The organism is Acidobacteriota bacterium, from assembly GCA_016184105.1.
In the GTDB taxonomy this organism is placed as follows: domain Bacteria; phylum Acidobacteriota; class Vicinamibacteria; order Vicinamibacterales; family 2-12-FULL-66-21; genus JACPDI01.
On the sequence record JACPDI010000022.1, the window covers coordinates 1 to 24,022 of the forward strand.

19 protein-coding genes and 1 pseudogene are annotated in these 24,022 nt (G+C 69.0%); 9 read left to right on the forward strand and 11 right to left on the reverse strand.

Annotation, left to right across the window (positions count from 1 at the left end; translation table 11 throughout):
* Positions 1 to 107: 107 nt before the first annotated feature.
* A complete protein-coding gene (locus tag HYU53_08100) occupies positions 108 to 413 on the reverse strand; it encodes a hypothetical protein (GenBank protein MBI2221157.1) in 306 nt (101 codons plus the stop codon).
* A gap of 92 nt (positions 414 to 505) precedes the next feature.
* Between HYU53_08100 and HYU53_08105 the strand changes: the two genes are divergently transcribed.
* On the forward strand, positions 506 to 1,831 hold the full coding sequence (locus HYU53_08105; protein MBI2221158.1) for a hypothetical protein: 1,326 nt from the start codon (positions 506 to 508) through the stop codon (positions 1,829 to 1,831).
* Between the two features lie 11 nt (positions 1,832 to 1,842).
* On the opposite strand, the gene rnr is transcribed toward HYU53_08105, so the two are convergent.
* The 9 genes and pseudogenes from rnr to HYU53_08150 all read right to left on the reverse strand — a co-directional run bounded on the left by rnr (position 1,843) and on the right by HYU53_08150 (position 13,167).
* Positions 1,843 to 4,104: a ribonuclease R gene (gene rnr / locus HYU53_08110; GenBank protein MBI2221159.1), complete on the reverse strand. Its 2,262-nt coding sequence runs from the start codon at positions 4,102 to 4,104 to the stop codon at positions 1,843 to 1,845.
* A 92-nt stretch (positions 4,105 to 4,196) separates the two neighbouring features.
* Positions 4,197 to 5,300: a DUF4147 domain-containing protein gene (locus tag HYU53_08115; protein MBI2221160.1), complete on the reverse strand. Its 1,104-nt coding sequence runs from the start codon at positions 5,298 to 5,300 to the stop codon at positions 4,197 to 4,199.
* Between the two features lie 154 nt (positions 5,301 to 5,454).
* On the reverse strand, positions 5,455 to 5,712 hold the full coding sequence (locus HYU53_08120; GenBank protein ID MBI2221161.1) for a hypothetical protein: 258 nt from the start codon (positions 5,710 to 5,712) through the stop codon (positions 5,455 to 5,457).
* A 122-nt stretch (positions 5,713 to 5,834) separates the two neighbouring features.
* Positions 5,835 to 6,728, reverse strand: coding sequence for an ABC transporter permease (locus HYU53_08125; GenBank protein MBI2221162.1), 894 nt, complete (start codon positions 6,726 to 6,728; stop codon positions 5,835 to 5,837).
* Complete coding sequence (gene ftsE, locus HYU53_08130; GenBank protein MBI2221163.1) at positions 6,729 to 7,388, reverse strand: cell division ATP-binding protein FtsE; 660 nt, start codon at positions 7,386 to 7,388, stop codon at positions 6,729 to 6,731.
* 31 nt (positions 7,389 to 7,419) lie between these two features.
* Positions 7,420 to 8,847, reverse strand: a pseudogene (gene gatB, locus HYU53_08135) (Asp-tRNA(Asn)/Glu-tRNA(Gln) amidotransferase subunit GatB).
* Positions 8,828 to 10,420: a phosphoenolpyruvate carboxykinase gene (locus HYU53_08140; GenBank protein MBI2221164.1), complete on the reverse strand. Its 1,593-nt coding sequence runs from the start codon at positions 10,418 to 10,420 to the stop codon at positions 8,828 to 8,830. Before HYU53_08140 ends, gatB begins: the two are co-directional and overlap by 20 nt.
* A gap of 69 nt (positions 10,421 to 10,489) precedes the next feature.
* Entirely contained in the window at positions 10,490 to 11,581 is a 1,092-nt protein-coding gene (locus HYU53_08145) for a response regulator (GenBank protein ID MBI2221165.1), read from the reverse strand.
* Positions 11,582 to 11,718: 137 nt separating this feature from the next.
* Positions 11,719 to 13,167: a sigma-54-dependent Fis family transcriptional regulator gene (locus tag HYU53_08150; protein MBI2221166.1), complete on the reverse strand. Its 1,449-nt coding sequence runs from the start codon at positions 13,165 to 13,167 to the stop codon at positions 11,719 to 11,721.
* Positions 13,168 to 13,342: 175 nt separating this feature from the next.
* Between HYU53_08150 and HYU53_08155 the strand changes: the two genes are divergently transcribed.
* The 4 genes from HYU53_08155 to HYU53_08170 all read left to right on the forward strand — a co-directional run bounded on the left by HYU53_08155 (position 13,343) and on the right by HYU53_08170 (position 16,868).
* Positions 13,343 to 14,302 (forward strand): SpoIID/LytB domain-containing protein, encoded by a 960-nt coding sequence (locus HYU53_08155; protein MBI2221167.1) that lies wholly within the window; start codon positions 13,343 to 13,345, stop codon positions 14,300 to 14,302.
* Positions 14,303 to 14,408: 106 nt separating this feature from the next.
* Positions 14,409 to 15,050 (forward strand): sigma-70 family RNA polymerase sigma factor, encoded by a 642-nt coding sequence (locus HYU53_08160; GenBank protein ID MBI2221168.1) that lies wholly within the window; start codon positions 14,409 to 14,411, stop codon positions 15,048 to 15,050.
* A gap of 43 nt (positions 15,051 to 15,093) precedes the next feature.
* Positions 15,094 to 15,651, forward strand: a complete 558-nt coding sequence (locus HYU53_08165; GenBank protein ID MBI2221169.1) for a hypothetical protein — start codon at positions 15,094 to 15,096, stop codon at positions 15,649 to 15,651.
* A 62-nt stretch (positions 15,652 to 15,713) separates the two neighbouring features.
* Positions 15,714 to 16,868 (forward strand): 4-hydroxy-3-methylbut-2-enyl diphosphate reductase, encoded by a 1,155-nt coding sequence (locus HYU53_08170; protein MBI2221170.1) that lies wholly within the window; start codon positions 15,714 to 15,716, stop codon positions 16,866 to 16,868.
* Here HYU53_08170 and HYU53_08175 read toward each other — a convergent pair.
* The gene (locus HYU53_08175; protein MBI2221171.1) at positions 16,837 to 17,184 is read right to left on the reverse strand and encodes a hypothetical protein; all 348 of its coding nucleotides are present in this window, start codon (positions 17,182 to 17,184) and stop codon (positions 16,837 to 16,839) included. The two genes, HYU53_08170 and HYU53_08175, sit on opposite strands and share 32 nt — an antisense overlap.
* Before the next feature lie 246 nt (positions 17,185 to 17,430).
* Between HYU53_08175 and HYU53_08180 the strand changes: the two genes are divergently transcribed.
* The 4 genes from HYU53_08180 to HYU53_08195 all read left to right on the forward strand — a co-directional run bounded on the left by HYU53_08180 (position 17,431) and on the right by HYU53_08195 (position 24,019).
* Positions 17,431 to 17,874 (forward strand): periplasmic heavy metal sensor, encoded by a 444-nt coding sequence (locus HYU53_08180; GenBank protein ID MBI2221172.1) that lies wholly within the window; start codon positions 17,431 to 17,433, stop codon positions 17,872 to 17,874.
* 60 nt (positions 17,875 to 17,934) lie between these two features.
* On the forward strand, positions 17,935 to 19,545 hold the full coding sequence (locus HYU53_08185; GenBank protein MBI2221173.1) for a TolC family protein: 1,611 nt from the start codon (positions 17,935 to 17,937) through the stop codon (positions 19,543 to 19,545).
* On the forward strand, positions 19,545 to 20,810 hold the full coding sequence (locus HYU53_08190) for an efflux RND transporter periplasmic adaptor subunit (GenBank protein MBI2221174.1): 1,266 nt from the start codon (positions 19,545 to 19,547) through the stop codon (positions 20,808 to 20,810). The genes HYU53_08185 and HYU53_08190 overlap by 1 nt, the downstream gene beginning before the upstream one ends.
* A gap of 95 nt (positions 20,811 to 20,905) precedes the next feature.
* The gene (locus HYU53_08195) at positions 20,906 to 24,019 is read left to right on the forward strand and encodes an efflux RND transporter permease subunit (GenBank protein ID MBI2221175.1); all 3,114 of its coding nucleotides are present in this window, start codon (positions 20,906 to 20,908) and stop codon (positions 24,017 to 24,019) included.
* Positions 24,020 to 24,022: the final 3 nt, after the last annotated feature.

Consider the following 24,022-nt stretch of genomic DNA (forward strand, 5'->3'; position numbering starts at 1 on the left):
TCTTGCCGTGATCGATGTGCCCGGCGGTGCTGACGACGAGGGAGCGCACGACGATGATCGTGCCACGCCGGCGCGGAAAAGCGAAAGGTGGCCGTCCGGGGCGAGGCCTACTCGGCCGCGCACCGGACGATCGAGGCCGCGTTGGGACAGAGCCGGCGGGCTTCCTCGACGGAGGTCGTGCAGCCGGCCGGCTGCCGGTTCGCGCCGAACGCGCACAGATATCCCACGCTCGACCCGGTTGCCGTCACGCAGCAAGTGCCGCCGGAGACCTGTTGCGGCACCAGTGGGGACTGACAGTACAGTGCCCCGGCGCACTTGGCCTGGGCCAGCACGCTTGGGGCGGTGGGCAGGCACGCGGCCAGGAAAAACGACAGTACGACGGCAAACAGAGTTCCACCGGTCAATCGGCGCATCCGAGCGATCTCCTTTTTTGAGCGATCGGTTGACGTGTTTGCCGACGTTGCGCTCTACCGCTACACTTCGCAAGCGACAAAACATGACAACGATGGACAGTCGGCGGCGGCTGGGCTCCTGGAAGGAGATCGCCGCCTATCTCGGGCGTGACGTTCGCACGGCGCTGCGGTGGCACAAGGATCGCGGACTTCCGGTGCACCGCCCTCCGGGCGGACGCGGCCAGTCGGTGTTCGGCTACACCGACGAGATCGACGCGTGGCTGCGCCCGGCGCCGCCCGCGCCGGCCGTCACGGATCGGGACGTCGGGCGGCGGCAGGCCGCTCCTCCTCCCGCTCCTCCTGTTCCGCCTGCACGGGTGACGCGGCCGCTGGCCGTGGTCACGGTGGGCGTCGCGATCCTCCTTGCGCTCGGCCTGCTGTCGAAGGGCCTGCCCCCGGACTCCGCGCTGGTGAAGGAAGGCCGCCTCATCGCGCTGGACCGGGATGCGCGCGAGGTCTGGAGCATCGACCTGCCAGGCAAGGATGCGAAGCTGGCGACGGCGCCGGGCAGCGGACGATCGATCTACGTCGGCGACATCGACGGCGATGACCGCCCCGAGGTGATCGTCAGCGTCGTATCGCTCCGCGGCCAGCCGGGCACCGCTGATGCGGCGCTCCATTGCTACGAGCACGACGGCCGATTGCGCTGGACGCGGCGGCTCGACACACGCCTCACGTTCGGCTCCGGCGAGTTCGGGCCCCCGTGGATGGGTGCGGACCTGACCGTGTTCGGCCACGGCCGCCGGACGATCGTCTGGGCAACGCACCATGAGATCTGGTGGCCGGCGGTCGTCGCCCTGATCGCACCCGATGGCGCCGTCACGGGCACGTTCGTCCATGCCGGGTGGATCACGCGGGCGGAAGCCACGGCGGAAGGGGATCGCGTGGTGCTGGCCGGCATCAGCAACGCGCAGCGCACGACGATCCTGGCGCTCGTCGACGCCCGGCATCCCGATGGTCACGCGCCGGAAGCGGCCGGGTCGCCGTACGAGTGCCTGTCGTGTCCGGCCGGAGCGCCGTTGCGCTACCTCCGGTTGCCCCGCGCGGAGGCGGGCCGCGTCGACAACGTGCCGCTCGACGCCACGGTGATCGACATCGATTCGGCCAGAACGGTGCGGCTGCGCGTCACCCAGTCTCGCGTGGTCCGGCCGGTGCCCGAAGCGATCTACGAGTTCACGCCGGACCTGCGGTTGAGACGCGCGAGCTACAGCGACGGCTACTGGATGTGGCACGACGCGCTTGCGCGGGCCGGGTCGGTGGCGCACGTGGGCGCCGCCTGCCCGGAACGCAGCGGTCCCGTGGTCGAGGAATGGGTTCCTTCCACCGGCTGGCGCCCCCTGCCGGTCGCGGCGAGCGCCAGGGCGGGGCGGGAGCGCTGACTCGCGGCCGCTCAGCGGCGGCCGCGCCCCGCGGCGCGGTCGCGGCGCCGCGGGCGCTGCCTGCGCGACGGCGTGGACTTGAGGTGCTGCTCCTTCCTGGGCTGCGCCTTGCCGCGGCGCGGCCCACGGTTCCGTTCTGATCGCCGCACGGACTCGAGGATGTCCACGAGACCGAGATCGATCTGCCGGCGCTCCATGTCCACGCGCACGACCTGCACGGTCACTTTGTCCCCGAGCCGGTAGACCTTTCCGGTGTTCTCCCCTTTGAGCGTGTGCGCGTTCTCGACGAACCGGTAGTAGTCGTCCGCCATTGTCGAGATGTGGACCAGGCCCTCGACGAAGTGCTCGATCAGCTCGATGAAGAGCCCGAAGGCGGACACGCCGGTGATGTAGCCGTCGAACTCCTCGCCGACCTTGTTCGCCATGAAGCGGACCTTCTTCCACTGCACCAGCTCGCGCTCCGCCTCGTCTGCGCGGCGCTCGCGCTCCGACGTGTGGCGCGCGACCTCCGGCAGGTCCTCCGTCAGCTCCGCCCGGCGCTCGTCGGCCATGCCGCGCCGTGACTCGCGGAGGGTGCGGTGGACGACGAGATCGGGGTAGCGGCGGATGGGGGAGGTGAAATGCGTGTAGCTTTGCGCCGCGAGCCCGAAGTGCCCGAGGTTGGCGGCGTCGTAGCGGGCCTTCTGCATGGTCCGCAGCATCAGGAACGCGATCGGCTTCTCCTCGGGCGTCCCGTGGATTCGTTCGACCAGCTTCTGGAAGTGCTTCGGCCGCAGCGCATTCTGGGGCGCGCCGAGCGAGTAGCCGAGCGTCGACACGAATTCCTCGAACGCCTCGACCTTGACCGGATCCGGCTCCTCGTGGACCCGGTACAGCGTGGGCACGTTCTCATCGTCGAGATGCTGCGCGACCGTTTCGTTGGCCAGCAGCATGAATTCCTCGATCAACCGGTGCGCCACGTTGCGCTCGAGCGCGATGATGTCCTCGACCAGGCCCTCGTCGTCGAGCACGATCTCGGGCTCCTTGAGATCGAAATCGATGGACCCGCGGGCGTGCCGCCGCGTGTTGAGGATTTCGAACAGCTCGCGCATCGACTCGAACATCGGCACGAGGTCGCGGTACTGCGCCATCAGTTTCGGATCGCGATCCGCCAGGATGCCGTTCACGGCCGTGTAGGTCATCCGGGCGTCGCTGTGGATCACGCCGTCGTGGATCTCGTAGCGGACGACGTGGCCGCGCCGGTCGACTTCCATCAGGCAAGAAAGGACGAGGCGATCGACGTTCGGGTTGAGGCTGCACAGGCCGGTGGCCAGTTCGGCCGGGAACATGTGCACCGCGCGCTCGGGGAAGTACACCGAGGTTCCGCGCTCGTAGGCCTCTTCGTCGAGCGCGCTGCCTTCGGTGACGTAATGCGCGACGTCCGCGATGTGCACCCCGAGCCAGTAGTGGCCGTTCGGCAGCTTCTCGATCGTGATCGCATCGTCGAAGTCGCGCGCGTGCTCGCCGTCGATCGTGACCGTCTGGAGGTGGCGGAAATCCGTGCGCGAGGCGATGTCGCGCGGCCGCACCTCGGCGCCGAGCCGCGTGGCTTCGGCCACCGCCTCCTCCGAATGCTGGTCGGGGATGTTGAACTTGCGGATGATGATTTCAGTATCCACGCCGGGCTCGTCGATGCTCCCCAGCACGTCGGCGACGCGCCCCATGGCGTTGCGCGCCGGCGTCGGCCAGCGCGTGATCTCGATGGTGACCATCTGCCCCGGCTTGGCGCCGCGGGCGTCATCGCGCGGAACGGCGATATCCATCATCACGCGCCGGTCGAACGGGACGACGAAGCCCAGGCCGGACTCGTCGACCTCGTATCGGCCGACGAGCGTGCTCGAGGCGCGCTCGATGATGCGGATGATTCGCCCCTCGGCGCGGTCGCCATCCTTGAATCGCTCGATGCGTGCCGCCACCAGGTCGCCGTGCATCGCCTGATTCAGGTTGGAGCCCGCGATGAAGATGTCGCGGGACACGTTGGCGACCGGGCGCTCGGGGACCACGAACGCGAAGCCCCGCGGGTTCGTCGTCACGCGGCCGACGACGAGGTTCATGCGGTCGGGGACGCCGTAGCGCTCCCCGCGAACCTGGATCAACTCGCCCGACTCGACGAGCTGTTTCAGCTGCCGCTTGAACGCGGCGCGCTCTTCGCGGGGAACTCGGAGCAGCTTGAGAAGCTCGCGCGGAGTGGCGGGGTGGTCGACGCGTTCGCGGATAAGCTTGAGGAGCGTCATAGGGGTCAGATCTAGAATCTTCACTTTTTTCTCGACCTGACCCCTTCACTCTGTCGGATCGCGGGGGTCAGGTCGAGAAAAAAGTGAAGATTCTAGATCTGACCCCAACAAACAATTTGCAGGTCGCCGACGTTGGTGCCGGTGGGGCCGGTGCGGACCAGATCGCCGAGGCGATCGAAATAGGAATGGCTGTCGTTTGCGTCCAGCGCGGCGGCCACCGACGGCGCGCCGAGGGCGGCGGCGCGCGCGAGGGAATCGGCCGTGGCAATGGCGCCAGCAGCATCAGTCGGACCATCAACGCCGTCGGTGCCGACACTGACCAGGACAACGGGCCAGGGAGACTCCGCGAGCGCGGACACCGCCGCCAGGGCCAGTTCCTGATTGCGCCCGCCGCGGCCGGAGCCGCGGACGTGCACCGTCGTCTCGCCGCTGCTGATCACGCAGGTCGGACGCATCCCGGCATCCTCTCGACCCCACGCAAGCGCCCGCGCGACAAGCGCCGGACCGGCACGCCTCGCCTCCCCGAGCGTGGGCTCGTCGATCACGACCGCGCGATACCCGAGTGTCTCCGCCACGGCGCGCGCCCCTTCCATCGCGTCGCGGCGGCTGCCAATCACGAACGCACTCGCGCCGGCCATCCGCGGCTCGCCCGGCTTCGGCGTCTCGCTCACCTCACCCCGCTCCCCTTTCGACAACCGCGCGCGTACTGCGGCGGGCACCTCGTCCCAGAGCCCGTGCGCGCGGAGCGCCCGCACCGCGTCTGCGAACGTGGAGCGATCCGCCACACCCGGGCCGGATCCGATGACGCTCGGATCGTCTTCGGCCGCGCCAATCACGTCTGAGATCGCCAGCGTGCAGCACGCGCGGGCGCGCACCGCGAGCCACCCCCCTTTGACGGCAGAGAGGTGCTTGCGAACGGCGTTCATCTCCGCAATCGGGACGCCACGTGCGAGCATGGCCTGATTGACGGCAATCTTTTCGGCGAGGGTCAGGCCGTCGGCAGGCATCGCCATGATGGCCGACGCGCCTCCCGAGAGCAGGAGCACCAGACACGAGGCCGCGTCCACTCGCGACGCCAAATCGAGCGCGGCACGCGCGGTCGCGACGCTGTCTTCTCCCGGCAAGGGGTGCGGGCCGGTGGCGAGCACGACGTCGCGCACGTTGGCGGGGGCCGCCGGAGCAAATCCGTCCAGCATGCCGCGCGCGGCCTTGCCGACCGCGCAGACGACATGCGATCGGTAGCGCGAGAGGGTCGCTCCCGCCGCGCCGGCGAGCGCGCGCGCGACGAGCGTACAAGGATCGACCGCGTCGAGCGCCCTCAGGGCGATCGCCGTGGCGTGGTCGCGGAGATCAGTGGAATCTGGACGGATGATCCGACCAGGTGGAATACGCGGACAGCCCTGTCAGCGCATCAAACTTGCGCAGCAGCCGGCCGAGGACCAGGTCCACGTCCTTCTTCGCGCACAGGTCATCGAGCTGCTTGAGCACCATGCCGAGGGCCTCCTCGAAGCCGCTAATCGCGCGCTCCGAGTAGAGGTCCCGCTGGCGCTCGAGGCACTCGCGATGCTTGATGAATTCTTCCCGGTAGAAGGCGGTCAGTACTTCCATGGACGCGTGCACGGAGCGTCGATCGCTCTCCAAGCGCATACGACTCCTCTGGGTCAGTTCGCCATCAACTCGCGGATATTTTGAGTGTAGCCATCCATTCGAATCGGTGTCAACGGGAGATCTCAGTTCGTGCGCACGCCGCGCGCCGCGATGTAGCCGCCCACGCAGCCGATGGCCATCCCGCCCGCGACGAGCGACACGGCCAGCCCCGCGGTCATGAAGGACAGCTCCGAAAGTCCAAGAGCGCCGGTCAGTAGCGTCCCATAACGAACCTGTAATGCCAGGAACCCGGTCCAGAGGCCGAGAACGGCCAACAGCGCACCGGCGCCTCCCTGCAGCACGCCCTCGGCGACAAACGGTCCGCGGACGTACACCGCGGGCGCACCCACGAGCTGCATGATCTCGATTTCCTGCCGGCGGGCAACCGCCGCGAGCCGGACCACGTTGGCCACCGTGAAGGCCGCGGCCACGGCGAGCAGGAGAGCCACCACGAGCCCGAGCGCCCGGACCAGGCGCATCAGCGCGGCCAGGCGCGCCAGCCAGGCGCGGTCCGCTCGCACGTCGGCCACACCCGGCATCCTGCCCAGCCGCGTGGCAAGGCCATCGACGTCCGCGCCCGCGGCACGGTCAGGCCGGAGCCTGACCTCGATTGATGCCGGAAGGGGGTTCTGGTCGAGCGCCGCGGCGGCGGCGCCGAGATCCGGGAAATCGCGCCCGAACCGGCGCAGCGCCTCCGATTTGGCAATGAACGACCGGCGGGCGGACACGCCGCTCGCATCGATCTGCCGCTCGATCGCGGCAATGTCATCCGGGCTGGCGTCATCGCGGAGGAACACGGACATTTCGGCGCTCTCCTGCCACCGCGCGAGCAGGCCCTCGACGTTGCGGACGCCCACGGCGAATCCGCCGGGAATGGCCATCGCCGCCGCGATGGTGATGACGGCGAGCAGGCTCGCGCCCCGACGCCTCCAGAGGCTCGTCGCCGCCTCGCTGAGGAAGTAGCGCGCCGCACCCATTCAGAGGACCTCCGCGAGGCGCCCGTGTTCGAGGCTCAAGGATTTTCGACCGACGCGCCTGATGAGCTCGCGATCGTGCGTGGCGACCAGCACGGTGGTGCCCCGCGCGTTGATCTCGCGGAACAGATTCATGATTTCGAGCGACAGGTCCGGATCGAGGTTGCCCGTCGGCTCGTCCGCGAGAATCACGAGCGGATCGTTGACGATCGCGCGCGCGATGGCGACACGCTGCTGCTCGCCGCCGGACAACTCGGGCGGGTAAGCCGTCATCCGATGCTGCAGTCCCACCCACTTGAGCACCTGGTACGTCCGCCGTCGCTGCTGCGAATCGGAGAGCCCGAGCACGCGCATGACGAACGCGACGTTCTCGAGCACGGTCTTGCCGGGAATCAGCTTGAAATCCTGGAACACGAACCCGAGGCTGCGGCGGTACGCCTGGACCTGGGGCGGCCGCATGTCGGACAGATCGCGGCCGTTGACGACGATCCTCCCGGTTGTCGGGAGGTCCTGCCGCAGCAGCAGCCTGAGCAGCGTGGACTTACCCGCTCCACTCGGACCGGTGAGGAAGACGAACTCCCCCTTGTCGATCCGGAGCGACAAGTCCCGAAGCGCATACACTCCCCGGCTGTACACCTTGGAAACGCGGGAGGCTTCGATCACGGGTGTGCGAGGAGGATAACACGGCCCCCTCCACGTGCCACGTGCCGCCGGTGGCCTTCATGACCTGGCCCACCAGGAATCCGAATGTCTTGCCCTTGCCGGCCCGATAGTCCTCGGCGGCCGACGGGTTCGCTTCGAGCACGGCGCGCACGGCCGCACCGATCGCATCCGCATCGTCAATCCGCGCGAGCCCCTCGGCGCTGACGATGTCCGCCGCGGTGCGACCGGTCGCGCACATCTTCTCGAACACGTCCTTCGCGGTGGAACCGCTCACGGCGCCCGTGTCGATGAGGCGGATCAGCTCGCCCAGGCGCTCGGGGGGAATCGGGGCCGACGCGATCTCGGCGCCCGTTTCCTTCAGCTTGCGCTGCAACTCCCCCATCACCCAGTTCGCCGCGGCCTTCGCGTTCCCGGCGCTCGCGGCGGTCGCTTCGAAGTAGCGGCCCACCGCTGCTGTCTGGCTGAGCAGGGCCGCGTCCGCTTCGGGCAACGCGTAGCTGCGCATGAATCGCTGCTTGCGCGCGTCGGGCAACTCGGGCAGCGCGGCACGTGCCGCGGCCACCATCGCGTCGGACACGGCGAGCGGCGGCAGGTCGGGCTCGGGGAAGTACCGGTAGTCGTGCGCTTCCTCTTTGCTGCGCATCGAGACCGTACACCCTTCCCCGCTGTCCCAGAGCCGCGTCTCCTGCACCACGCGGTCGCCCGCGGCCAGGAGGTCGACCTGGCGGTCGATCTCGAACTCGAGGGCGCGCTGCAGGTAGCGGAACGAGTTCACGTTCTTCACTTCCGTCTTGACGCCGAGCGCCGCCGTTCCCGCAGGACGCACCGAGACGTTGGCGTCGCAGCGGAGGCTGCCCTCTTCCATGTTGCCGTCGTTCACGCCAAGGGCCATGAGGATCGCGCGCAGCCGCGAGAAGAACTCGGCGGCGTCGGCCGCCGAACGCAGGTCGGGGCGCGTCACGATCTCCACGAGCGGCACGCCGCTCCGGTTGAAGTCCACGTAGGTCCGCCGGTCGGAGTCCGGGAAGCCGTCGTGCAGCGACTTGCCGGCGTCTTCCTCCATATGGACGCGGATGATCCCGACGCGGTGCGATACGCCGCGGGCGGTGTACTCGAGGAACCCGTCGGTGGCCAGCGGCCGCTCGTACTGGGAGATCTGATAGCCCTTCGGCAGGTCGGGATAGAAATAGTTCTTGCGCGCGAAGACGGACGTCGGCTGGATGGTGCAGTTGAGCGCGAGCGCCGCGCGGCAGGCGTACTCCACCGCGCGGCGGTTCAGAACGGGCAGGGCGCCCGGCAGGCCGAGGCACACGGGACAGACGTGCGAGTTGGGCGGCGCGCCGAAGCTGGTGCTGCAGCCGCAGAAGATCTTCGACGCGGCCAGCAGCTGCGCGTGAATTTCGAGGCCGATGACCGGCTCGAAGGCCGCCGGCCGGGACTCACGCGCGCGGTCCGGCAGCGCCCACCTCGTGCTCGACGGCGTCTTCGTACGCCTTGAAATTGTCGACGAACATCTGCGCCAGCTTGCGCGCCTGCGCGTCGTACGCCGACGCGTCGCGCCACGTGTTCCGCGGCTTCAGCACCTCCGAGGGGACGCCGGGACAGGCCGCCGGCACCTCGAGGTTGAAAATCGGATCGGTCTCGTACGGCACCTTGTCGAGCGCGCCCGACAGCGCCGCGTGGATCATCGCCCGCGTGTGGCCGATCTTCATCCGCGCCCCGACACCATGCGGCCCGCCGGTCCACCCGGTGTTCACGAGCCAGACCCGCACGTTGTGTCGCGCGATCTTCTCTCCCAGGAACTTCGCGTACACGTTGGGGTGCAGGACCATGAACGGCGCGCCAAAGCAGGTGCTGAACGTCGCCTTCGGTTCGGTGACCCCCTTCTCGGTACCGGCGACCTTGGCCGTGTAACCGGAGAGGAAGTGATACATGGCGCCCGCCGGCGTCAGCCGCGCGATGGGGGGCATCACGCCGAACGCGTCCGCCGTGAGCATGACGATGTTCCTGGGGTGCCCGGCGACGCCGCCCGGGATCGAATTGTCGATGAACGACAGCGGATACGCGCCGCGTGTGTTCTCGGTCAGCGACTCGTCATCGAGGTTCAGCCGCCGGGTCGCGTCGTCCATGACGACGTTCTCGAGCACCGTGCCGAAGCGCCGCGCGGTCGAATAGATTTGCGGCTCGGCCTCCGGCGACAGCCGGATCATCTTCGCGTAGCAGCCCCCTTCGATGTTGAAGACGCCGCGGTCGCTCCACCCGTGCTCGTCGTCGCCGATCAACTGCCGCTCGGGGTCGCTCGAGAGCGTGGTCTTGCCGGTGCCCGACAGGCCGAAGAACAGCGCGACGTCGTCGGCGCGCCCCACGTTGGCGGAGCAGTGCATCGACAGCGCGTTGCGCAACGGCAGCAGGTAGTTCATCACCGTGAAGATCGATTTCTTGATCTCGCCGGCGTAGCTGGTGCCGCCGATGAGCACGAGCCGCTTCGCGAAGTTCAGGAGGATGAAGACCTCGGAGTTCGTCCCGTGGCGCGCCGGATCGGCGGTGAAGCTCGGGATGTCGATGACGGTGAACCCGGGCTTGTGCCTGGCGAGCGCCTTCGTGTCCGTCCCGTTGATGAACATGTGCCGGGCGAACAGGCTGTGCCACGCCATCTCGGTAATGACGCGGATCGGCAGGCGGTAGTCCGGGTCCGCTCCGGCGTATGCGTCGAGCACGAACAGCTCCTTGCCCGCCAGATAGGACAGGAGCTGCTCGTGGAGCGCGTCGAACCGCTCCGGATCGATCGCGCGATTCACCTTGCCCCACCAGACGCGATCGGCGCTCGAAGGCTCCTTGACGATGAACTTGTCGTTTGGCGACCGGCCGGTGTGCTGCCCGGTGCGGCAGACGAGCGGTCCTTCCTGCGCCAGCAGGCCTTCACGCCGGCGGACCGTCTCTTCGTAGAGCGCGGGCACGCTCAGATTCCAGTGCGCGCGCGCGAGATTCACGATGCCCTGCGTTTCGAGTCCCGACTCCTCGACCTGCGACATGAAAGCTCCCCTGCCTCCCCCGGTAAGGGACGCGGCAAAAAGAGAAATCGTACTACAAAAGACGGGAATTCAGTGCGTGCGCAGGAGGGTGACGAACAGAGGCGCGAGCGCCGCGTCGAACTGCGATCCCGCGCCGCGCTCGAGTTCCAGCAGGGCCTCGCTCGGGGGCAACGGATCGCGGTACGCGCGCGTGCCGATCATTGCGTCATAGGCGTTCGCGATCGCCACGATGCGCGCGCCGAGCGGGATCGCCTGGCCGGACAGTCCATAGGGAAAACCGCGGCCGTCCGGGCGCTCGTGCGCGCAGCGGACGAGTGCCGCCGCGTCGGCCAGGAAGGGAATCGCGCCGAGAAGACGGAACGCGCGCTCCGGGTGCGTGCGCACCAGCTCGTACTCTTCGCCGGTGAGCGGCGCGGGCTTGTCGAGGACGGCGGCCGGAATCGCGCTCTTGCCGACGTCGTGGAGCAGCGCCGCGCGGCGAATGACCACCTTTTCCGCGTCGGGGCGCCCGAGGTGATCGCAGAGCAGCACCGCCAGCGAGGCCACGCGCCGCGCGTGCGCGTACGCGGCCTCGTCGTGCCGTGTGAGCGTGGAGAGCAGCCTGTCGACCGCTTCATCGGTGTCGACCACCAGGCCCCGCATCGCCTCCATCAGGCGCTGTTCGAGCTCCAGCGATTCCCGTTCGAGCTGCGCCGCCCACTTCCGCTCGGTCGCCAGATTCAGATGCCAGTCCATCGCGCGGCGGACCGCGGCACCGAGTTGATCGGGCGTGAACGGCTTGGTGAGATAGTCCACGACGCCGCGGCGCAGGCTGACGACGGCCGGCGCGACTTCGTGCGAGGCGGTGGCCATGACCACGGCGGTATCCGGGAACTCGTCGCGCAGGCGGTCGAGCAGCCACAAACCGTCGCGCCCGGGCATCCGGATGTCGCACAGCGCGACGCCCGCGGGCTCTTCGGACATGCGGATGAGGGCCTCATCGGCCGTCGCCGCCGTGCGCACGCGGTACCCGCGCGAGCGCAGCCAGCGCGACATCACCTCGCGGATCCCGTCTTCGTCGTCGACGATCAGGACCGGGTGAGGGCACTGGCGGCGAATCCATTCGGCGAGCAGGGCCGCGCCGGCGACCTGCGGGCGCGATTCGGTCGGTTCGATGGCCATGATGGCGAACAAGGTGGTGCGTGTGCAAACCGGCTGCCGCACGAGTGGCGCGGCTCCGAGGCCGTTTTCACGGCGTTTTTACGCGGGGGCTCCGTGCGCGAGCGCGCCCCGCTGAGCGGAGCGCGCACACGCGCGGATTACATGTACGTCGCAGCCGACCGCCGGCGGCGCGAAATCGTATCCGCGAGCTCGAGGCGTTCGAGCCGGCGGTACAGCGCGCGCCGGCTCAGGCCCAGCATCTGCGCCGCCGCCTTCTTGTTGCCGCCCGCCCGATCCAGCGCCCGCTGAATGTGCTCGCGCTCGATGGTCGTGAGCCGCTCGACCTCGCTTCGCTCAGCCGTGACGGGACCGGCGGCGACGACCGGACCCCCCACCAGCGGATGGACGGGATATGGCGGCAGCGACGGCATCGACGCCCCCACCTCGCGGTCCGTCACGAACTCGGTCTCCGTGAGAATGCAGGTGCGTTCGATCACGTTGCGCAGCTCGCGAACGTTCCCGTCCCATCGCGCCGAGACGAGCAGGCGCTCGGCCGCCGGCGTGATCCCCACGATCTTCTTCTCCAGCCGCTCGCTGCACGATCGGATGAACGTGGCGGTCAGATAAGGAATGTCCTCGCGGCGGTCCCGCAGCGCGGGCAGCCGGATCTCGACCACGTTGAGGCGGTAGTACAGGTCGCTGCGAAAACGACCCGCGGCGACCTCGTTGCGGAGGTCGCGGTTGGTCGCCGCGATGACGTGGACGTTCACCTTGCGGGACTCGAGGGAGCCGACGCGGTTGACCTCACCGGACTCGAGCACGCGCAGCAGCTTCGCCTGGACGGTCAGCGGCAGCTCGCCGATCTCATCGAGGAAGATGCTGCCGCCGTCTGCGACTTCGAACAGGCCGGGCTTGGTGTCGGTGGCGCCCGTGAACGCGCCGCGAACATGACCGAACAGCTCGCTCTCGAACAGCGTCTCGACGACCGCCGAGCAGTTGATCGTGACGAACCGCTTGTCGCGGCGCGGCCCGAGCTTGTGGAGCGCGCGCGCGACCAGCTCCTTGCCCGACCCCGTTTCGCCGGTGACCAGCGCGACGTGGACGTGCGGCGCGAGGCGGCGCACCAGACCGAACAGCTCCTGCATGACGGGGCTGCGCCCCACCATGCCACAGAACTCGAGGCGTTTGGCCACGTCGCTTTCGATGGCCATCAGCCGCTTCCGGCGCTCGATTTCCTCGCGCACCGTCGTGAGCAACTGCTCGACGCGCGCGAAATCCAGCGGCTTGTTCAGATAGTCCATCGCGCCGAGCTTGATCGCCTCGACCGCCGTGTCGATCGTGGCGAAACCGGTCATGAGGATGGCCTGGCAGCGCGAGTCGGCTTCGCGAATGGCACGGAGCACCTCGAGGCCGCCGATTTCCGGCATGCGCAGGTCAATCATCGCCACGTCCACGCGGTGCGCCGAGAGATACTCGATCGCCTGCCGGCCTCCCGAGCAGGTGATGACGTCAAAGCCGGACCGCCGGGCGAACCGTGCGAGGACGTCGAGGATGCCGGGCTCGTCATCGACGAGCAGAACGACAGGACGGTCTGAAAGTGTTGCCATGCTCCACCCAATGGCAAGAGGTGGGCCGCCCACGGGATGCCGCACCCGGCCGCTAAGTCGTTGGTTTGCGGTAGGTTGCAACCTCGCGATGCGGGACGACCGGTGTGCGCAAGCGTGCGCGCCTGTGCGGCGCACACGCGTCGCGCCACGAAAAGCCGAGAATAGAAACATAACGATGCGAAGGATCCTCGTCGCGCTCGTGCTTGCGATGGCGGCGGCGTGTGCCCCCAGGCCGCAGCCGCGCCTGCCGGCGCCGGCGCCGACCCCAGAGGCACCGCGGCTGGTGCGCGTGCGGATCTCGACATCGCCAGGCCGACACGAGGTCGTAGGGGTGCCGCTCGAGGAGTACGTGCTGGCCTCCGCCCTGTCGGAGGTCGCTCCGCCGGCCAAAGACACGGCGGTGGTGGCGCGGGCGTTCGAAGTCCAGACCATCGTCGCGCGCACCTATGCCGTCGCAAACCTCCGGCGGCACGCGGCCGAGGGGTTCGACGTGTGCGACAGCACGCATTGCCAGCTGGTCGATCTCGATCGCCCGCGCCGATCGCGCTGGGCGAACATCGCCCGCGCGGCCGTGGAGGCGACGCGCGGCCTCGTGCTGTATCACGGCGAGCACCCGGCGCTGGCGCTTTTTCACGCCGACTGCGGTGGGTATCTCGCGGCGGCCGCCGACGTGTGGGGCGGGACGGCCGTGCCCTACCTGCGTGGGGGCGCGGACCGCCTCCCGGACGGCAGCGCGCACGCCTCCTGGCAGCTGGCGATCGAACGCGAGCAGCTGCGCGCGGCGCTGAACGCGAGCCCGCGGACCGCGGTCGGCGCGCGGCTCGACACGATCGACGTCCAGAGCCGGGACGCGTCCGGGCGGGCGCGCCTGCTGCTGCTCAACGGCGCCCGCGCGCCGGTGGTCCGTGGTGAGGATTTTCGGGCCGCCCTGTCGGCCGCGCTCGGCCCGCGCGCGGTCCGCAGCGCGCGCTTCGACGTGCGCCGCGAAGGGGACAGGTTCTTCTTCGAGGGGCACGGCTTCGGCCACGGGGTCGGCCTGTGCCAGCGAGGCGCGCTCGCTCGCGCCGCCGCGGGCGAGCCGGTGGAGAAGATCCTGGCGTTCTACTACCCCGGCACCCGGTTACGAAAAGCGTAAAAAGGGGTCGGGAGCCTTTTCCGCGGAGTGCGGCGGCGCGGAAAAGGCTCCCGACCCCTTTTTACCTATAATGTAAACACCTCGTAAGTCCCCGACGTAACAGCACATGAAAGCCGTCGCTCACCCGCTTCCGCCGGCCGAGGCCGCCCGACAGGCCGACCGCGAGGCCGCCCGTGCCGTTCGGGCCCTGCGGCGCGAGGGAGAGCACGACGCCGCGTCAGAGCGCTACGCGGAGATCGTCGAGCGTCACCAGCGACGGGCCTCGCGCATCGCGTTTCATTACTTGCGCGATGCCGCGGACGCAGACGATGCAGTGCAGGACGCGTTCATCAGGGCGTTTGTGAACCTCGACACGTATCGTGACGAGCTGCCCTTCGAGGTGTGGTTCACCCGCATTCTCGTGAACGGTTGCCTCGATCGCATCAAGGCACGGACGCGCCGATCCCGGTGGATGGTCGCGCTCGAAGACCACGGCCCGGGGGGCGGGAGGGAAGCGCTGGATCCGCCCGCGGCACAGCCGACGCCGGAAGCGCAGGCGCTCTCGGCCGAACGCCGGCGCCAGCTCTCCGAGGCACTGGCCCGGCTTTCCGAGCGGCAGCGGGCGGTGTTCGTGCTGAGCCACGAACAGGGCTATTCGTCTCGCGAAGTGAGCGCGATGACGGGCATGAAGGAATCGACGGTCCGCGTGCATCTGTTTCGCGCGATTCGGAAGCTGCGGACCTTGCTCCACGGAACGCTTGATGGCTGACGCACCACGCCTCGCCCGCCTGCTTCGACAGCTGGGCCGCCGTATGCGCCACCTCAGCGACGAAGACCTGCTCGCGCTCGTCGAGCGCGCGACGCCGCACGCGCACCTCGACAGCTGCGATCGCTGCGCGACGCGGCACGCCGAGCTGCTGTGCGTTGTCGCGGAGCTGGACATCGTGCACGCCGAGGCGGACACGGTGTTCGACGACCAGCGGCTGCTGCATCAGCGCACGCATATCCTGCGGCGGCTCGACCGGAACCACGGGCCCGCGCGCGTCCTGCCCTTCCCCGCCGCGATGGAGGGGGCGCGGAGCATGCACGTGCTCAGCGCGGCGGGCCGGCGCTGGGTGGCGGCCGCGGCGATTGGCGGCGTGCTGGTCGGCATCTTCTCCGGCCGCCTGCTCACCCATCGCAGCGACAGGACGCCCTCCGAGCCGATCCGCGAGGCGCGCAGCGTCGCGGTGAGCCGCGGCATCGTGCCGGCCGACCTGCGCGGCGCGGGGCGCGAGGAGGCCATCCTCGAGGAAGTCGATTCCGTGCTCGCGCATCCCCCCGTGGGCGAACTGCGCGCGATCGACGCGATCACGCCCGCCGCGCGCTGATCGCACCGCGTTCACCGTATAATTTCTCTGTGCCGCAGCTGATTTTCCGGAAGGGCCTCGGCATGAAAGAGGCCGTCGCCGCCGAGCTCGCGGCCGAGTACCACAGCGGTCTCGTGCAGCGAATTCGCGACGAGGGTTTCGTGCTCCGCAGCGGCCGCCTCACGATCCACCTGGCGAAGGAGTTCGGCTTCTGCTACGGCGTCGATCGCGCCGTCGATTATGCCTACCAGGCCCGGCGGCGGTTTCCCGAAAAGCACGTGTTCCTCACGGGCGAAATCATCCACAACCCGCACGTCAACGACCGGCTGCGCGCGGCCGGGATTCGCTTCCTGACGGATCCGGGCGAGAGCCTCGATCGCGTGGCCTCTGCCGACGTCGTGATCCTGCCCGCCTTCGGCGTGACGATCAGCGACATGGAACGCCTCGACCGCGTCGGGTGCACGCTCGTGGACACGACGTGCGGATCGGTGCTGACCGTGTGGAAGAACGTCAAGCGGTACGCGGCCGAGGGTTTCACGTCGATCATCCACGGCAAGGCCCGGCACGAAGAGACGCGGGCCACCGCGTCGCAGGCGCTCAAGTCGCCGAACGGCCACTACCTCGTGGTCCTCGACAAGGACGAAGCGCAGTTTGTGTGTGACTACATCCGTCACGGCGGTAATCGCGACGCATTCCTCGCCCGGTTTGCCGGGGCCGCGTCGCCCGGGTTCGATCCGGATCGCCACCTCGAGAAGATCGGCTGCGCCAACCAGACGACAATGCTGATGTCGGAGTCGCTGGAGATCGAGCGGATGTTCCGGCGCTCGTTCGTCGACCGCTACGGCGAGGCGGCCCTGACCGATCGGTTCCGCGCGTTCGACACGATCTGCAGCGCCACGCAGGAACGCCAGGACGCCGTCATCACGCTGCTCACCTCCGAACGGCTCGACCTGATGATCGTGATCGGCGGGTACAACAGCAGCAACACGTGCAACCTCGCACGGATCTGCGCGGAACGCGTGCGGACGTATCACATCGCCAGCCCGGACTGCGTGGTGTCGGCCGATGAAATCCGCTGCCGGCCGGTCGGCCAGCCCTCAACCGGCATCGTGAACGAGACGATCGAGCGGGAGTGGCTGCGCGGCCGCGACGTGGTCATCGGCCTCACGGCCGGCGCCTCGACGCCGAACAACATCATCGGGGAAGTCATCGAACGGCTGCAGTCGCTGACGGCTTGAGCCGGCGGCTGATTTCGCCGGCGCCACGCCCGCTGCCGGGCCCGAGCGCGGGCTCCGTGCGCAGCCCGTCGCGCGTCACGCCAATCATGAGGCGGACCCGTTGGCCGCGGTGGGCGGCGAGCCAGCTGTGAAGCTCGGAACCCGGGCGGACGACGACCGTCGCGCGGTCGCCAAACGAGAAGTACCCCTCGTCCACCTCGTGATCGGCAGCCGTCAAGTGCGCCACGACCGCCGTCTCATCGAGACCGGCCGCCACGGCGCCGCCGAACGCGCCAAACACCGCCGCCGCCACGAACCAGGCCAGATGACGTCGCATCGCGGTCCTCGCGCGAGATCGGCGCCCAGGCTGGCCGTCACGCGCTCACGGGTTCGGTAAGCAACTTCGGTGCCCGCAGGCAGGTGCGAGGCACGAGTCCCCGGCACGAGGAAATACACGCGAGTTTACGGTCTCGTGGGCGCTGCTCGTGCCTTGAGCCTTGTGCCTCGTGTCCGCCTGCGTAAACGCCCACCCACCCGGCGGGCGTATTCCTCACAAATGACGGTTTATGGCAGAGGTGTGCCCATGGCAGGCGTGCTGGCCGCAGTGATGGCGGCCGTACTGGTGGCTCCCCCCCTTTTCGCGGAGGCGCAACAGCAGCAGCGCTGGAAGTGGTGGCAGGACGAGAAATCCAGGGTCGAGATCGGATTGACCGACGAACAATCCGGCGCGGTCGAGGAGGTCTTCCAGGCGGCGCTGCCGAAGCTCAAGGCGGCCAAGGCGCAGCTCGACCTGCTGCAGGCTGATTTGTCGCGGATGATCCGCGAGCGCACGGCGGACGAGAGTCTCGTCGCGGCGCACATCGACAAAGTGGAGGCGGCACGGGCCGAGCTGAGCAAGACGCGCACCTTGATGCTGTACCGGATGCACCGCATCCTCACCCCCGAGCAGAACACCCGGCTGCAGGCGATCCACGATCGCTGGGAGAAGGAACGCGGAAGAAGTCCCCGCAGGCCGGAGTCCAGATAACGGGTGGGATTCCGGACCATCGACATCGCCCAGAGACGCATGCGAAGAATGCCAGGAACGTTGTTGCTGCCTCTTTTTGCCGCGGCCGTCGCGCTCGCGACGCCGGCCGGCGCCCAGACCACCGCACCCCCGCTGCGCGCGGTGGTGGACTTGACGATTGACGAAACGGCCAAGCGGGCGCTCGAGCGCAATCTCGACATTGCCGTCGAACGCCTGAACCCACAGACCTTCGACCTCTCGCTGGCCGCGCTCGAAGCGAACTATCGGCCGACCTTCACGTCCACGACCGGTTATCGCGACGCCAACCAGTTCACCACGTCGCAGACGGCGGGGGCCGACATCCTGAACACCGTGACGTTCACCGCGAACACCGGCCTCGCGCAGAACTTCAAATGGGGCGGGGGCAGCGCCGCCGTCGCGTTCAACAACAACCGGATCGAGAACTCGAACCGCTTCGCCACGCGCAACCCGACGCTGAACGCCGGGTTGACCGCCACGCTCGTGCAGCCGCTGCTGCGGGGGTTCCGGATCGACTCGAGCCGCGCCACGCTCCGGGTGACCCGCCTGAACCAGCAGATATCCGAAACGCAGCTCGCGGCCACGATCACCAACACGCTGGCGACCGTCCGCAACGCCTACTGGGATCTCGTGTACGCCGTGCAGGCCGTGCAGGTGGCGCAGCGCTCGTTCGAACTGGCGACGCGGCTCGTGCAGGACAACCGCACGCGCGTCGAAGTGGGCACGATGGCGCCGATCGACGTGGTGCAGGCCGAGGCGGAAGCGGCCACGCGGCGGCAGACGCTCGTGCAGGCGCAGGCGGCACGCCGCACCGCCGACCTCGCGCTCAAGCGCCTCATCGTCTCGGGCACGGACGATGAGATCTGGAGGGCGGAGCTGAACCCGGTGGATCGCCCGTCGTTCACGACGGTGGCGGTCGACGTGGACGCGGCCGTGCGCCGCGCGCTCGCCGAACGGACCGATGTCGCGCAGGCGAAGCGGCAGCTCGAGATCAACGACACGAACGTCAAGCTGCTGCGCGACCAGACGCTGCCCGCGCTCGACCTGACGGCGAGCTACGGGCTCGCGGGGATCGGCGGCACGCAGTTCGTACGCAGCGGGCTGGGCGGCGATGTCACGCAGATCGTCGAGAGCGGCTACTGGAGCGCGTTGCGCACGCTGCGTGGCGTCGACGCCCCGACCTGGAACCTGTCGGTGGCGCTCAGCTATCCGATCGGGACGAGCAGCTCGGACGCGAACCTGGCACGCGCGCGCGTGCAGGTCCGGCAGGCGCAGGCGCAGATCAAGTCGCTCGAGCTGCAGATTGCGACCGAGGTCACCAACATCGCGCTGACGCTGCAGAGCAACGCCGAGCGCGTGCAGGCGGCGCGTGCCGCGCGCGAGCTTGCCGAGAAACGCCTCGAGGCGGAAAACAGCAAGTTCGAAGTGGGCATGTCCACCAACTACTTCGTCGTCCAGGCGCAGCGTGACCTGGCTGACGCGCAGAATACCGAGCTGCGGGCGCTGCTCGATTACAACAAGTCGGTCGTCGATTTCGACCGCGTGCAGCAGACCTCGCTCTCGCGCGCCAACATCACGCTCGTTTCCGGTGGAGGGGGCACGGCCACGACCACGACCCGCACCACGGGCACGACCGGCCAGGGAGGGTTCTGATGCGGAAGGAGGGGGTCATCGCGGTGGTCGTGTTCGCCGCGCTCGCCGGCGTGATGGTGTTCCGGGGCAACGGCGGCGAGCCCGCGGGCCAGCCCGCGAGCGCCAACGGCGCTCCCGCGCGCCGTGGCGGCCAGCGGGGCGGGGGGCAGCCACCCGGCGGCGCCCCGGGCGCCGGTATGCGCCCGCCGATGACCGTGGAGGTTGCGCCGGCACGCCGGGAAACGGTGTCGGAGCACATCACCGTGGTCGGCAACCTCATTGGCGCCGCCACGGTGGAGGTGGTGCCGAAGGTCAGCGGCCGTCTCCAGACCATCTCGGTGCGGCTCGGCGACGCCGTCCGCAAGGGACAGACGCTGGCGAAGGTGGAAGACCGCGAAATCCGCGAGCAGGTACGGCAGGCGGAAGCCTCGTTCGCCGTCGCCGGCGCCACGATTCGCCAGCGCGAGGCGGACCTGAAATTCGCCGAGACGAATCTCGATCGCTCGCGCAGTCTCTTCCAGCGCCAGCTGCTCCCGAAGCAGACGCTGGACGATGCGGAGGCCCGCTACCAGGCGGCGGTGGCGCAGCTGGACCTCGCGCGCGCGCAGTTCCAGCAGGCCCGGGCGCGCCTCGACGAGCTGCACATCACGCTGTCGAATACCAGCATCCTGTCACCGGTTGACGGCTTCGTCGCGAAGCGGAACCTCGATCCGGGCGCGTTCGCCGGCCAGAACTCCCCGATCGTCGCGGTGGTCGATCTCAGCACCGTCCGGATGGTGGCGAACCTCATCGAGCGCGACGCCCGGCGCGTGCACCCCGGAACGATGGCGGCCGTCGAGGTTGATGCGTATCCCGGCGAGCGGTTCGACGGGCGTGTGGCGCGCGTGGCGCCGGTGTTCGATCCGGCCACGCGCACCGCGGAAATGGAAATCGAAGTACCGAACCCGAGCGGACGGCTCAAGCCCGGGATGTACGCCCGCGTCAACCTGATGGTCGGCGAGCGCGCGAACGCCCTCGTCGTCCCGCGCAACGCCGTGGTGGACATCGAGGGACGCCGCGGCGTCTTCGTGCCGCAGCAGAACCGCGCGGCGTTCCGCGCCGTGGAGACCGGGCTGCAGGATGAGAACAGGGTGGAGATCACCAAGGGGCTCGGCGATGGCGCGCAGGTGATCACCACGGGCGCCGTCGCGCTGCGCGACGGCGATCCGATCCACATCCCAGAACAGCGCCAGCAGCCCGGCCGGCCGATGGGGACCGGCGGCCGGCGGCCGGACCAGGGCCGCTAGATCGAGCCGCCGGCCTTCCGCCTTCGCGCAAGGCGTCGGCGGACCGCCACAGCCGGGGCGGCGGCGGTCAGGCCGGCGGGGGAGAGTATCGCGTCATGTCGATTCCGCGTCTTGCCATCCACCGGCCGATCACGATGTTCATGATCAGCGCCGTGATCGTCCTGCTCGGCGCGATCTCGCTGCTGCGGCTCCCGGTCGACCTGATGCCGGACGTCTCGTTCCCGAGCATCACGGTGCGCGTCGGGTACGCCGGCGTCGGGCCGCTCGAGATCGAGGAGTTGATCGTCCGCCCGCTGGAGCAGGCGGTGAGCGCGGTCGCGGGGCTCGAGCGCCTCGAGTCGACGGCGGCGGAGGGCAGCGGACGCGTCACGCTGAACTTCGCGTGGGGCACGGATTTGAACGAAGCGGCGGACGAGGTCCGGAGCCGCATCGATCGCATTCGCGCGCGGCTGCCCGAGGAAGCGGACCCGCCCACGATCTTCAAGTTCGACTCGACCGCGATGCCGATCATGGGCATCGGGGTCGAGGGGGACCTCGACCGGGTGACGCTGCGGGAAGTGGCGCAGAACGATCTGTCGGTGCGCCTCGAGCGCGTGCCGGGGGTGGCGTCGGTGTCGGTCGAAGGAGGCCTGCGGCGCCAGATCCACGTCGATCTGTCGAAGGAAAAAATCACGGCGCTCAACCTGCCGGTCGAGCGCGTCGTCGCCATCATCCGCAGCGAGAATCAGAACACGCCGCTCGGCGAGGTGGACGAGGGGGATACGACGTACCTGGTGCGCAGCCAGGGGCAGTACCAGCACATCGAGGACATCCGGAACCTCGTGGTGATGACCCGGCAGGGGGTGCCGGTGTACCTGCGCGACGTCGCCGAGGTGTCCGACTCCACCGAGGACTTCCGGTCCTTCACCCGGATCAACGGGCGGCCCGGCGTGCGGATGCGCGTTACGAAGCAGTCGGGCGAGAACACCGTCGCGATCGCGGACGGCATCCGCCAGGAAATCGAGCGCATCAACCGCGAGGTGCCGAAGGTCCGCCTGTCGGTCCTCGACGACAGCTCGCTGTTCATCAAGCGGTCGATCAGCTCGGTCCAGGAGCACGCGCTCATCGGCGGCGTCCTCGTCATGCTCATCATCTTCCTGTTCCTGCGCGACGTGCGCGCGACGGCGATTGTCTTCACGTCCATTCCGATTTCGGTCATCGGCACGTTCGCGCTGCTGTACTTCGCCGGTTTCACCCTGAACACGATGACCTTCGGCGGCCTCGCGCTCGGCATCGGGATGATCGTCGACGCGTCGATCGTCGTGCTCGAGAACACCTTCCGGCACATGGAACAGGGCAAGGACCGGATGCAGGCCTCGCTCGACGCGAGCGAGGAGGTGTGGTCCGCGATCCTGGCGTCGACGCTGACGCATATCGCGGTGTTCATCCCGTTGCTCTTCCTGACGGGGGTCGCGAGCATCCTGTTCACGCAGCTCTCGATCGTCGTCATTTTCTCGCTGTCGATGTCGCTGTTCGTCGCCGTCACCGTCGTGCCGGTGCTCTGCTCGATGTTCCTGAAACTGCCGAGGGCGGCGGCGGACCGGCGCGGCCCCTTCGCGCGCCTGCACGCGTGGAGCGAGCGCGCGCTGAACGGCATGGACGAGAGATACCGGCAGCTGATTCACGCCGCGCTGCACCACAGGCCGACCGTGATCGGCGTGGGCACCGGGCTGTTCGTGCTGGCCCTGGCCCTGCTCCCCACCCTGGGCTTCGAGCTGATGCCGCAGGCGGACGAGGGAGAGGTCACGGTGGACGCCGAGCTGCCCGTCGGCACGCGCATCGAACGCACCCACGCCGCGATCGAGCGGCTTGAAGAGATGATTCGGCAGTCCACGCCCGAAGCGACGATGCTCATCAGCAACGCCGGCGGGGGCGGGTTCTTCGGGGGGTCCACGGCCCGCGGCAGCGTGAACGTGCGCCTGGCGCCGCGCACCGAGCGCGAGCGCTCGAGCGATGAGATCGCGCAGGACCTGCGGCGGCGGCTCGCGGGGATGCCGGGGGTGATCATCCGCGCGAGGCCTTCCGGCGGCAACTTCCAGATGAATCGCCTGCTCGGCGGCGGCGGCGCCGGCCGGCTCGCGCTCGAGATCCGGGGCCACGAACTGGACGAGGCCCGGCGCGTCGCGATCGAGGCGCGGAACGTGATGGAGCGCACGCCCGGGATTGCCGACGTGCGGATCGGCCGCGACGAAGGCCGGCCGGAGCTGGCGATCCGCGTCGATCGGCCGAAGGCGGCGCTGCTCGGGCTCTCGGTGTCGGACGTGGCAGAGACGATCCAGACGAACGTCGCGGGCACGCAGGCGGCGTTCTTCCGCGAGCGCGGCAACGAGTACCCGATCGTCGTGCGGTTGCGGGAGGAGGACCGCGGGCGCATCTCCGACGTTGACTCGGTGCTGCTGGCCACCCCGTCGGGCCGCGTCGTGCCTGCCGGCAACGTCCTGGCGGTGCGCACCGAGACAGGGCCGGTGCAGATCGACCGCAAGAACCAGGAACGCATCACGCGGATCAGCGCCGAGCCGGAAGTTGCGTTGAGCGACGCGGTCAACCGCGTGAACGAGCGGCTTGCGCAGATCACGCGCCCGCAGGATTTCCAGGTGGGATTCGGATCGGAGGTCGAGGAGCAGGCGCGCGCGTTCAGCCAGCTGCAGCTCCTGCTCGTTCTCGCGATCCTGCTCGTCTACGCCGTCATGGCGTCGCAGTACGAGTCGCTGCGCGATCCGTTCATCATCATGTTCTCGGTGCCGCTCGCCGCCATCGGCGTCGTGCTCGCGCTGAAGCTGACCGGCACCAATTTCAGCCTGCAGGCGTACATCGGCGTCATCATGCTCGCCGGCATCGTCGTCAGCAACGCCATCCTGCTGGTGGACTACACCAACGTGCTGCGGCGCCGCGATGGCCTCCCGCTGCGCGAGGCGGTGGAGCGCGGGGGACGGACCCGGCTGCGCCCCATCCTCATGACGTCGCTCGCGACGATGCTCGGCCTCGTGCCCATGGCGCTCGGCATCGGCGAGGGAGCCGAGCTGCAGGCCCCATTGGCGCGCGTCGTGATCGGCGGGCTGCTGACCTCCACCATCATCACGCTCGTGTTCGTGCCGTGCGTCTACACCATCTTCGAGGAGGGCTGGCGGGGGCTCTGGCGCCGTGCGCCGTCCGATCCTGCCGGCGCATAGTTC

Excerpts from the sequence above, each read along its gene's own strand:
- HYU53_08105 (MBI2221158.1), top strand. The coding sequence starts at position 506 with ATGGACAGTCGGCGGCGGCTGGGCTCCTGGAAGGAGATCGCCGCCTAT.
- HYU53_08150 (MBI2221166.1), bottom strand. The coding sequence starts at position 13,167 with ATGGCAACACTTTCAGACCGTCCTGTCGTTCTGCTCGTCGATGACGAG.
- HYU53_08125 (MBI2221162.1), bottom strand. The coding sequence starts at position 6,728 with ATGGGTGCGGCGCGCTACTTCCTCAGCGAGGCGGCGACGAGCCTCTGG.
- HYU53_08140 (MBI2221164.1), bottom strand. The coding sequence starts at position 10,420 with ATGTCGCAGGTCGAGGAGTCGGGACTCGAAACGCAGGGCATCGTGAAT.
- rnr (MBI2221159.1), bottom strand. The coding sequence starts at position 4,104 with ATGACGCTCCTCAAGCTTATCCGCGAACGCGTCGACCACCCCGCCACT.
- HYU53_08195 (MBI2221175.1), top strand. The coding sequence starts at position 20,906 with ATGTCGATTCCGCGTCTTGCCATCCACCGGCCGATCACGATGTTCATG.
- HYU53_08170 (MBI2221170.1), top strand. The coding sequence starts at position 15,714 with ATGAAAGAGGCCGTCGCCGCCGAGCTCGCGGCCGAGTACCACAGCGGT.
- HYU53_08155 (MBI2221167.1), top strand. The coding sequence starts at position 13,343 with ATGCGAAGGATCCTCGTCGCGCTCGTGCTTGCGATGGCGGCGGCGTGT.
- HYU53_08100 (MBI2221157.1), bottom strand. The coding sequence starts at position 413 with ATGCGCCGATTGACCGGTGGAACTCTGTTTGCCGTCGTACTGTCGTTT.
- HYU53_08115 (MBI2221160.1), bottom strand. The coding sequence starts at position 5,300 with ATGCTGGACGGATTTGCTCCGGCGGCCCCCGCCAACGTGCGCGACGTC.
- HYU53_08180 (MBI2221172.1), top strand. The coding sequence starts at position 17,431 with ATGGCAGGCGTGCTGGCCGCAGTGATGGCGGCCGTACTGGTGGCTCCC.
- HYU53_08165 (MBI2221169.1), top strand. The coding sequence starts at position 15,094 with ATGCGCCACCTCAGCGACGAAGACCTGCTCGCGCTCGTCGAGCGCGCG.
- HYU53_08145 (MBI2221165.1), bottom strand. The coding sequence starts at position 11,581 with ATGGCCATCGAACCGACCGAATCGCGCCCGCAGGTCGCCGGCGCGGCC.
- HYU53_08190 (MBI2221174.1), top strand. The coding sequence starts at position 19,545 with ATGCGGAAGGAGGGGGTCATCGCGGTGGTCGTGTTCGCCGCGCTCGCC.
- HYU53_08175 (MBI2221171.1), bottom strand. The coding sequence starts at position 17,184 with ATGCGACGTCATCTGGCCTGGTTCGTGGCGGCGGCGGTGTTTGGCGCG.
- HYU53_08120 (MBI2221161.1), bottom strand. The coding sequence starts at position 5,712 with ATGGAAGTACTGACCGCCTTCTACCGGGAAGAATTCATCAAGCATCGC.
- HYU53_08160 (MBI2221168.1), top strand. The coding sequence starts at position 14,409 with ATGAAAGCCGTCGCTCACCCGCTTCCGCCGGCCGAGGCCGCCCGACAG.